The sequence below is a fragment of the Gemmiger formicilis genome (genome assembly GCF_016901605.1).
Lineage (GTDB): Bacteria > Bacillota > Clostridia > Oscillospirales > Ruminococcaceae > Gemmiger > Gemmiger formicilis_B.
On sequence record NZ_JACJKP010000273.1, the window covers coordinates 1 to 2361 of the forward strand.

The window sequence follows — 2361 nt, forward strand, 5'->3', positions numbered from 1 at the left end:
TGATGGGTCAAACTTCCTACGCCGGCATTATCCGGATCAGGTTCAAGGCGACCCGAAGCTGCGGTTTGCTTCGATCTCAGCCGAGGATGCCCCTCAGCGCCCCTGTTTTTATGTCCAGTAAACAGTATACACCGGTGAACCGTTTTGTCAAGAAAAAAACAACCTCTGACGATATACGCTCTAAAAAATTCCGAAACAGGCGGCCCATATTACTAATACTGTAGAACGCTCAGGGGGGTGTGGGGTGTATATCTCTTTGGCAGGACAAAAACGTATCATGCATACAACCAATGGTATCAAGAAAGAAATTGCCCACAATATAGCAAAAAAACGGTAAAAACAGGCAAAAATCCGGTGCTGGCACCCCAATAAGCGACCGTGAAATAATGTCAAAAATTTACAGGAAAAAGCCGCTTTTTTGGCTGTTTGACCTCTTGCGGAAAAACAGCCTTTCATGCTATGATTTTATACATGGCGCAATAGTGTCTTTTATCTGTTTTTATTTTGGTGAACGGTGAGGTAAGGATGTTCAATAAGCGGAATCCCATGAAATATTTTTCGGGCAATGCCTTTGCGCGGCTGCCCTTATACAAATTGGTTGCCGGCGGTTCGGCGGCCGTGCTGACGGCAAGCATCGGCCTGGGTGTGTTTGCGGCTTCTTTCACGCCGGTGCCGGCCCCGGAAGCAACGCCCACCCCGACGCCGGAACCGGTGGCTACTCCGACTCCGACACCGGAACCCACACCGGAACCGGATGTGGAGTTGCTGGCGGACGTGAGCGTGGTGCAGCAGGACGTGGGCGTTCAGCTGTACACACTGGCGGAACAGACGGAAGAATCTGCAGAGGAGCCCCAGGCAACGCCGGGAGCAAAGGATGGGGAAGATACCCCGGAAAAACTGCCGCTTACCGGTGTGGAAGCAACAGTGACCCTGACGGATTCGGAGGGCGAAACCGCCGACTACGCGGTGGATACCGAAACCGGTACGGCTTTGGCGGAAGATGTGGACCCCGGTGAGTATACTGTGACGGTTCAGCCCATTGAAGGATATCTGGTGCCGGAAAGTACCACGGTTACCGTGCAGGAAAAAGTGGTCTATAAAGCGGATGTGGAAGCGGTCAAAGATAAGATCGTTCAGGCGAATCAGGTAAACGAGAGCGCGGAAGACTCCGCGGTGAATACTGCCGGTGCCGCCCCTATCGCGGAAGAAGTGACCGACACCGTCCAGTATGCTGAAAGTGCTGCCGAGGAAAAGGGCAAGACCGTTACATATACTGCAAAGCTGAGCAGCAGCGGCCATCTTATGCTGTCCGACGGCAGCGAGACGGCGTATCTGCCGGTTTACAAAGACGGCACGCAGGAACTGGTTGGTGCCAAGCGGGATGGAGGTTATGCCCCCAACAGCAATATGTCCCTCTGGCTGCCGGGGGCTGCGGACTCCATCGTGACGCTGGGCAATACCGGACGCACTATGCAGATGGCGCATCGCACCGATGATGGTACCCAGCTGTTGGCAGAAGGGGAAGCTTCGCCTGCTCCTTCGGACAGCGGCAGCGAAGCAGTAGCTACCCCCACCCCGGAAGTGACTCCTATTCCTACTCCGACCGTTGCGCCCACCCCGGAAGTGACGGCAACACCGACACCGATTCCTACCGAGGCGCCTACGCCGGTGCCCACGGCAACGCCTGCTCCCACGCCGGCACCGACCCCGGTGCCTACGCCGTCTCCCACGGCAACGCCAGTGCCCACCGCCGCTCCTACGGCAACGCCCAGCGATCCCACTGCCGGTTGGCCGGATGAGATCGAGGCAAGCGCATTGGCTGGATATGGCTTTGATGTGACCAGCACCGAAAAGGTGGAGTATGTTTACACCGGCTGGCAGGAGATTGACGGTGTGACCTATTACTATGACCCGGTTACGCATGAGCCTGTCACGGGCAACCAGGTCATTCAGGGAGATGTATACACCTTTGGTGCAGACGGTGCATTGAACCGTACGTCCCGCGGTATTGACGTTTCCAAATTCCAGGGTGTGATCGACTGGAACGCGGTCAAGGCCGACGGCATCACCTTTGCCATTATCCGCTGTGGTTACCGCGGTTATGGTACGGGTGCGCTGGTAGAGGATTCTACCTATCGGCAGAATATCCAGGGCGCCATCAATGCCGGCCTGAAGGTGGGCGTTTACTTCTACAGCCAGGCCATCAATGAGGCGGAAGCGGTGGAAGAAGCCAGTATGGTGCTAAGCCTGGTCAGCGGTTACTCGCTGCCGCTGGGCGTTTACTACGACACCGAGTCTGTGGCCGGCGGACGTGCCAACGCCATCAGCGCTGCAGAGCGTACGGCTTGCGCCGTGGCCTTC

The 2361-nt window shown here is 56.4% G+C and carries 1 protein-coding gene and 1 riboswitch; the gene reads left to right on the forward strand.

The genetic code is table 11. From position 1 onward, the window contains the following. Positions 1-114, reverse strand: a riboswitch (TPP riboswitch). A gap of 432 nt (positions 115-546) precedes the next feature. Beyond that, on the forward strand, positions 547-2361 hold a 1815-nt coding region (locus H6B10_RS18130), incomplete at its 3' end, for a GH25 family lysozyme (RefSeq protein WP_275951084.1).